The 7,296-nt window shown below is 64.1% G+C and carries 5 protein-coding genes; 4 read left to right on the top strand and 1 reads right to left on the bottom strand.

Annotated features, from left to right (window positions below; all coding sequences use genetic code 11):
- Window positions 1-1,238, bottom strand: a 1,238-nt coding sequence (locus tag L6D82_RS27910; RefSeq protein WP_236192084.1) for an acetyl-CoA C-acetyltransferase, incomplete at its 3' end; no start/stop codon positions are given.
- 177 nt (window positions 1,239-1,415) lie between these two features.
- On the opposite strand from L6D82_RS27910, the gene L6D82_RS27905 reads away from it, so the two are divergent.
- The 4 genes from L6D82_RS27905 to L6D82_RS27890 all read left to right on the top strand — a co-directional run bounded on the left by L6D82_RS27905 (window position 1,416) and on the right by L6D82_RS27890 (window position 7,291).
- The gene (locus L6D82_RS27905; protein ID WP_236192083.1) at window positions 1,416-2,768 is read left to right on the top strand and encodes a 3-oxoacyl-ACP reductase; all 1,353 of its coding nucleotides are present in this window, start codon (window positions 1,416-1,418) and stop codon (window positions 2,766-2,768) included.
- A 2-nt stretch (window positions 2,769-2,770) separates the two neighbouring features.
- Entirely contained in the window at window positions 2,771-3,625 is an 855-nt protein-coding gene (locus L6D82_RS27900; protein WP_236192082.1) for a MaoC family dehydratase, read from the top strand.
- Window positions 3,626-3,943: 318 nt separating this feature from the next.
- Window positions 3,944-5,485 carry a collagen-like triple helix repeat-containing protein gene (locus tag L6D82_RS27895; RefSeq protein ID WP_236192085.1) on the top strand — a complete coding sequence of 514 codons (1,542 nt, stop codon included), beginning with the start codon at window positions 3,944-3,946 and terminating at the stop codon, window positions 5,483-5,485.
- 135 nt (window positions 5,486-5,620) lie between these two features.
- Window positions 5,621-7,291 (top strand): ShlB/FhaC/HecB family hemolysin secretion/activation protein, encoded by a 1,671-nt coding sequence (locus L6D82_RS27890; RefSeq protein WP_236192081.1) that lies wholly within the window; start codon window positions 5,621-5,623, stop codon window positions 7,289-7,291.
- The last annotated feature ends 5 nt before the right edge of the window (window positions 7,292-7,296 follow it).

The following is a 7,296-nucleotide window of genomic DNA, read 5'->3' as shown; positions in this document are numbered from 1 at the left end:
GCACAAATCGAAATCAACCCCCGCCCCTGCCCCGCCGCATCCAGCAACTTCGCCAGGTTCGCCACGATCCGCCCGCCCGTCGCGGCAAACGGATGCCCCGCCGCCAGCGAGCTGCCCTTGACGTTCAAGCGGCTGCGATCAATCGAGCCCAGCGGCGCGTCCAGCCCGAGCCGGGTCTTGCAGTACTCCGGATCTTCCCAGGCCTTCAACGTGCACAACACTTGCGCGGCAAATGCTTCGTGAATTTCGTAGTAGTCGAAGTCCTGCAAGGTCAGGCCATTGCGCGCCAGCAAGCGTGGCACCGCGTACACCGGAGCCATCAAAAGCCCTTCGGCGCCGTTGACGAAATCCACCGCCGCCGCTTCGCCGTCCCGCAGGTACGCAAGGATCGGCAGGCCACGTTCCTTCGCCCACTCCTCACTGCCCAACAGCACCACCGAGGCGCCATCAGTCAGTGGTGTGGAGTTGCCGGCGGTCAGCGTGCCCTTGGCACTTTTTTCGAAGGCCGGTTTCAGGGTGGCGAGTTTTTCCAGGGTCAGGTCCGGGCGCAGGTTGTTGTCGCGGGTCAGGCCGAGGAACGGGGTCATCAGGTCGTTGTGCCAGCCTTCGCTGTAGGACGCCGCCAGTTTGTGGTGGCTTTCGAAGGCCAGTTGATCCTGTTCTTCGCGGGGGATGTTCCAGGTCTGCGCCATCAATTCACAGTGCTCGCCCATCGACAGGCCGGTGCGTGGTTCGCCGTTGCGCGGGAATTCGGGGATCAGGTGTTTCGGACGCAATTGCAGGAAGGTCTTGAGCTTGTCGCCGGTGGTCTTGGCGCGGTTGGCTTGCAGGAGGATCTTGCGCAGGCCTTCGCTGACGCTGATCGGCGCATCCGACGTGGTGTCGACGCCGCCGGCAATGCCGCAATCGATCTGGCCGAGGGCGATCTTGTTCGCCACCAGCAACGCCGCTTCCAGGCCGGTGCCGCAGGCCTGCTGAATGTCGTAGGCCGGCGTCGCCGGCGACAGGCGCGAGCCGAGCACGCATTCGCGAGTCAGATTCATATCCCGTGACAATTTCAGCACCGCCCCTGCGACCACTTCGCCGATGCGCTGGCCGTGCAGGTTGTAGCGTTCGATCAGGCCTTCGAGGGCGGCGGTGAGCATCACCTGATTGCTCGCGGTGGCATACGGCCCGTTGGAACGGGCGAACGGAATGCGGTTGCCACCAATGATCGCGACGCGGCGCAGCTGACTCATGAAATGCTCCTTGTGAAATATCCGGTCTGAAAATCGAGCGCTGAAAACCCGGTCGGGCCACAAAAGCGCCGAGGGCAAACTACTCTGCTGTTCTAGCGTAGGCCTTATTGCGTGGATCGAACGATTGATTGCCCTTCGCAGTCCACACTTTGAACCCCATCTTCTGGAGAGCGTTCCATGTCTGACCGCTATATCGACTTCGCCAACTCGTCCATCGGCCACCGTCTGGTCGGGGCCCTGGGCCTGCCGTCGCCGGTGCGGCTGGAACGCTGGCAGGCCGGGCGCCTGCGGCCGGTGGAAGGTGCGCTGCTGATCGGCGGCGGGCCGCTGGCCGAGCGGGTCAGCACCTTCGCCAATCGCCTGACCGACGCGATCTACCGCTACGGCGACCAGCCGGCGACCGCCACCCAATGGATTCCCGGCCACGGCCCGAAACTCAAGGCCGTGGTGTTCGACGCCAGCGATTTGCAGCACACCGACCAGCTCAAGCAACTGCGTGAATTTTTCCAGCCGTTGATGAAGAACCTCGACAGCAGCGCACATCTGGTGATCCTCGGCCGCGCCCCGGAAACCCTGCGCGAACCGTTTGCTGCCAGTGCACAGCGAGCGCTCGAAGGCTTCTCCCGTTCACTGGCCAAGGAGCTGCGCAGCGGCGGCACGCTGCAACTGATCTACGTCGGCGAAGGTGCCGAGGATCAACTGGAAGGACCGCTGCGGTTTTTCCTCTCGCCGAAAAGTGCGTTCGTCTCCGGGCAAGTGATTCGCCTGAACCCTTGCGCCACGCCTGTGACCGACTGGACGCGCCCACTGGCCGGGCGCAAGGCGCTGGTCACCGGCGCGGCGCGCGGTATCGGCGCATCGATTGCAGAAACCCTGGCCCGTGACGGTGCCGAGGTGATCCTGCTCGACGTGCCGCCCGCGAAAACCGATCTCGACGCCCTGGCCGCTCGCCTCGGCGGGCGCGCCATCACCCTCGACATCTGCGCCGAAGACGCCGCCACGCAACTGATCGAACAGCTGCCGAACGGCCTCGACATTCTGGTGCACAACGCCGGCATCACCCGCGACAAGACCCTGGCCAACATGACGCCCGAGTTCTGGGACGCGGTGCTCGCGGTCAATCTCAACGCACCGCAAGTGTTGACCAAGGCCCTGCTCGACAGCGGCACCTTGCGCGATAACGCCCGGGTGATTCTGCTCGCCTCGATCAGCGGCATCGCCGGCAATCGCGGGCAGACCAATTACGCGGCGAGCAAGGCCGGGCTGATAGGACTGGCCCAGGCCTGGGCGCCGACGCTGCTGGAACGCGGCATCAGCATCAACGCCGTGGCGCCGGGTTTCATCGAGACCCAGATGACCGCGCACATTCCGTTCGGCCTGCGTGAAGCCGGGCGCCGCATGAGTTCGTTGGGTCAGGGTGGCCTGCCGCAAGACGTCGCCGAAGCCGTGGCGTGGCTGGCCCAGCCGGGCACCGGCGCGTTCACCGGGCAAGCGCTGCGGGTGTGCGGCCAAAGCGTGCTGGGGGCCTGAACATGACCATCGAATGGCAAACCCTGCACCACGAGCCGAGCCTGCCGGGGCTGTATGCCCGGGCGGCGACCCGACGCAAAATCACCGGCACCACCCTGCCCGACAGCGGCTTGCGCTGCGCCGTCGAGGTGGATGGCAAACGTCTGGCGGCGTATCGCAAGGTCTGCGGTTTCGCCGATGACGGCCTGCTGCCGCCGACCTATCCGCATATCCTGGCGTTCGCCCTGCAGATGCAATTGCTGACGGCCAAGGAGTTTCCGTTCCCGCTGCTGGGGCTGATTCATCTGAGCAACCGCATCCGCGTATTGCGGCCAATGGGCGGGATCAGTCGCGCACAAGTCAGCGTCCGGGTGCATAACCTGCAACCGCATCCGAAGGGCGCGACCTTCGATCTGCTGACCACCCTCGACGATCAACTCGGCTCGTTGTGGGAAGCCGAAAGCCGGATGCTCTGTCGTGGCGTGAAGCTCGAAGGCGAAGCGGTCGAGCAGACCTGGGAGCCGACGCTGGCCCTCGCGCAAGTGGCGCAATGGAAGGCGCCAGCGGACATCGGCCGGCAGTACGCGAAAGTCTCCGGCGACTACAACCCGATCCACTTGAGTGCCGCCAGCGCCAAGCTGTTCGGTTTCCCAACCGCCATCGCTCATGGTCTGTGGAACAAGGCCCGGACGCTGGCGGCACTGGCGGATCATCTGCCCAAGGCCAACCTTGAGGTCACCGTGCACTTTCGCAAACCGGTGCGCCTGCCGAGCGAGGTGAGCCTGTTCGCCAGCGCGGCCGGTTCCAGCGGTGAGTTACGCCTGATCGGCGCCGGGGATCTGGAGCACATGGTGGGCAACTGGCAGCCGGTAGCCTGACATCGAGGCCGGGAAAACCTGATCAATTGTGTATATATCACTTAAGTTTTCCCGCGCCGCACAAACGTCCCTCGCCGAAACCCAGCCTTGATTTTCAAGGCTTTTTTTTGCGCGCCTATATCCTCGGTATTAGTCGTTAGGCGGCATTCGCAGCCCCCTGCATAAAGGCGCTAATACCAACTTGAGAATGGCGTGGATCCAGCCTTGCGACTGATATGAGCACAACGGACGAAGGCATTGCCGGCAACAGAACCGGCGAGCCGTCGAAGTCAACGAACGTTGTCACAGGTGCAAGGAACAACCCTCATGAAAACCCACATGAAAGCTCAGGCGTGGTGCAAGTCGGCAACAGCACTGGCCCTTATTCTCTCTCTCGGTCTGGCCGGTTGCAGCAGTGGCGGCGGCGGTCATCACAGCAGCTCCGACAGTTCTTCCCCCGACAGTTCGACTGCGGGTACTGGCGGCACCGGTGGTACGGGTGGTACCGGAGATACCGCAGGCACTGGCGGTACTGGTGGCACTGGTGGCACTGGAGGGACGACAGATCCGACCAATCCGACCAATCCAACTAATCCGACCAACCCGACGGATCCGACCAACCCAACCAATCCGAGCACTCCGACCCCTCTGGTTACCACCACACTGGTGCAGGACGTCGGGAATACCGTCAGCGGCGTCGGCGATGGTGTCGGCCAGGTCGGCGACTCCCTGAGCGGCGTGCCGATTGTCGGTGGCGTGGTGCAAAGTGCCGTCAAAACCGCCGGCAACGTGGTGACCACCCTGGGCGACGGCGTGGCCAACGGCATCGGCAAACTGGCGACCACCGACAATGGCCTGGGCGTCACCGCTTCGGCGGTCGGCGGCGTGGTGCAGGATGTGGGCAACGGCGTGTCCGACCTGAGCGGCAAACTGGCGACCGCCACGGGCAGCGTTCCGGTAGTCGGCGGCGTGGTCACCCGTGTAGCACCGGTGCTCAATGGCGTCGGTGAACGGGTCACCATGCTCGGCGACACGCTCAGCACCGCTACCACCACCGGCCCGCTCGGCTCGGTTACCAAAGAAGTGGGCAGCAAACTGGTGCCGGTGATTGCCATGGTCGAAAGCACCACGGACAAACTCGGCAGTGCCACGGGCCTGGGCGCTCCGGTGAACGGCCTGCTGCAGAAAGTCGGCAGCACCGTCGATGGAGTAGGCGACAAAGTCACCGACGCCGGCAATGGCAACGCCCTGACCAACACCGTCGGCGGAGCCCTGAGCAATGTCGGCACCGCTGTCGGCAAGGCCGGCGGGCTGGTGGACAACGGGACCGGTTCGGGAACGGGCGTCGGTGGCGGTCTGGGCAGCAATGGCCTGCTGCAAACCGTCGGCGGCGCCGTGGTCAACGTCGGCGCAGGCTTGAGCAGCGGCAATGGCAGTCTCGCCGCACCGGGTGGTGTGCTGGCTGCGGCGGGTAATACCGTGGCTTCACTCAACACCGTGCTCGGCGGCTCGGGATCGCCGATCACCAGCCCGACCACTCCCCTGGCAACCCTGGGCAACAACGTGGGCGCCGGACTTGCGCCGGTTACCACTGCGGTCACCAGCCTGACCCAGAATGTCGGTGCCGCCACCGGGCTCGGCTCTCCGGTCGCGGGTCTCACCAGTCAGGTCGGCGGTGCCGTCGGCAATCTGGGCAACACCATCGCCGGCACCAACAGCAACCCGGTCGTGGCGGCGGTCGGTAACACTGTCACCACGGTGGGCAACACGGTCACTGCGGTCGGCGGGCTGGTCAACGGTGGCACTGCCACCGGGACTGGCGGCGGACTGGGTGGAGTTCTCGGTGGCCTGACCGGCGCCCTGGGAGGTAACAATCGCTGATTTGCACCTGGCCGATTCGACGGCCTTACCTACAGCGCCTACGCTTGGTTGAGGGCGGAAGATTCCCACGAGTCTTCCGCTTTTTTCTTAGGAGAAACCCTGCCCCGTGCTGCGGGTTTGAACATGGAGTGTCCTATGCGCGTCATGGCATCCCTGATGTTGCTCAGTCTCAGTTCCACCGCCCTCGCCGACACCCTGCCCAGCTTTCTCAACAGCAACGAAACCATTCGCAACCTGCCGGTGCCGAACCTGCCCGCCGACGCTTACCGGCCGAACGCCGCGCCGCTGCAAGTGCCGGAGCCCGGTGCCACGGCCACGCAGCCGTTGCTGATGGGCACGAAGATCAACCTCAGAACCGTGCAGATCGAAGGCGGCACGCTCTATCCGCTGAACGAACTGGCCGAAATCTACAAACCGCTGATCGGCCGCGAGAGCAGCCTCGCCGACCTGATCGAAGCCACCCGCACGATCACCCGTCGCTATCAGCAGGACGGTTATCTGCTGTCCTACGCCTTCCTGCCACAGCAGACCTTCGATGACGGCGTGGCGCGCGTGGTGCTGGTGGAAGGTTACGTGCGCGACGTGCAGATCGCCGGCGACGTCGGACAGGTCAAAGCCCTGCTCGACCGACTGGCCGCCAAGCTCCAGGCCGAACGCCCGCTGACGCGCAAGACGTTCGAGCGCTACACCACGCTGATGACCCGTATTCCCGGCGTGACGATCCAGGCCCAGGTGCCGCCGCCCGGCACCACCGACGGTGCAACGACGCTGGTGGCCCAGGCCAGTCGCAAGCCGTTCACCAGCACCCTGAGCACCACCGAAGACAACCGCAATGGCACCCAGGCGTTGCTCGGCGTCAGCAGCAATTCACAAACGTCGATGGGCGAACAGTTGAGCCTCAGCGGCCTTTTTCCACCGGGGGATGATCACGAGCATTACTACCGGCTGGACTACAACCAGTTCATCAACGACGAAGGTGCGCAGCTGAGTCTGTCGGCCTCACGCTACCGCGCCGATCCCGGCACCAACGTGCAGTTGAGCAACGGACTGGAACTCAAGCCGCACCGCGAAAACGACCGTTATTCGCTCGGTTTCACTCTGCCGCTGATTGCCGCCTCGGATGAACTGCTGACCGCCGGATCGCGCCTGTACGCGGTCAACGACAAGACCCGCTACAACGTGATCGGCTACCCGCTGAGCGTCGAAGAACGCACCGACATCCGCGCCCTCGCCTTCGAAAGCGACTGGCGCAAGGTCGATGCCCGACAACTGCGCATCCTCAGTGGCGGCGTGTATCAAGGGTTCGACAGCCTGGGTGCGCATACCAACAACAGCGCCATCGACCTCGACTTCTTTCGGGTACGACTTTCCGGGGTGCAGAGCGACAAGTTCCTCGACAACTGGCAAGGGGTGCTGTCGGCTGCGTTGTACTGGAGCCGTGACACCCTGCCGGACAGTGAGCGCGCTGTGTTCGGCGGGCAGAATTTCGGCCGCGGTTATCCCGACGATCAGGCGTCCGGCGACAAGGGTTGGGGCGTGGCTTACGAGATCAATTACAGCTTCAACCGCGACGGCAACTGGGTGCGCATCCTGCAACCGTACTTCGTGCTCGACCGCTCGCGAAGCTGGTTCAATGAGTTGCCGGTGCAGGCCAACAACCTGTCATCGGCGGCAGTCGGCCTGAGATTTGGCGATGCGAAGTACTACAACATCGCCCTGGAAGCGGCCAAGGCGATGTCGGATGAAGCGCTGGACACCTTCAATCGCCGGCCGCGCTACAGCATCAGTTTCAGCTATCAGCTGTAGCACGA

The sequence above is a fragment of the Pseudomonas paraglycinae genome (assembly GCF_021601625.1).
In the GTDB taxonomy this organism is placed as follows: Bacteria; Pseudomonadota; Gammaproteobacteria; order Pseudomonadales; family Pseudomonadaceae; genus Aquipseudomonas; species Aquipseudomonas paraglycinae.
Note: the sequence above shows the minus strand (reverse complement) of the source record. Positions and strands in the feature narration are given on the sequence as shown.

What these genes read in the sequence shown, in the direction of transcription:
- L6D82_RS27905 (WP_236192083.1), top strand. Translation starts at nt 1,416, where the DNA reads ATGTCTGACCGCTATATCGACTTCGCCAACTCGTCCATCGGCCACCGT.
- L6D82_RS27900 (WP_236192082.1), top strand. Translation starts at nt 2,771, where the DNA reads ATGACCATCGAATGGCAAACCCTGCACCACGAGCCGAGCCTGCCGGGG.
- L6D82_RS27895 (WP_236192085.1), top strand. Translation starts at nt 3,944, where the DNA reads ATGAAAGCTCAGGCGTGGTGCAAGTCGGCAACAGCACTGGCCCTTATT.
- L6D82_RS27890 (WP_236192081.1), top strand. Translation starts at nt 5,621, where the DNA reads ATGCGCGTCATGGCATCCCTGATGTTGCTCAGTCTCAGTTCCACCGCC.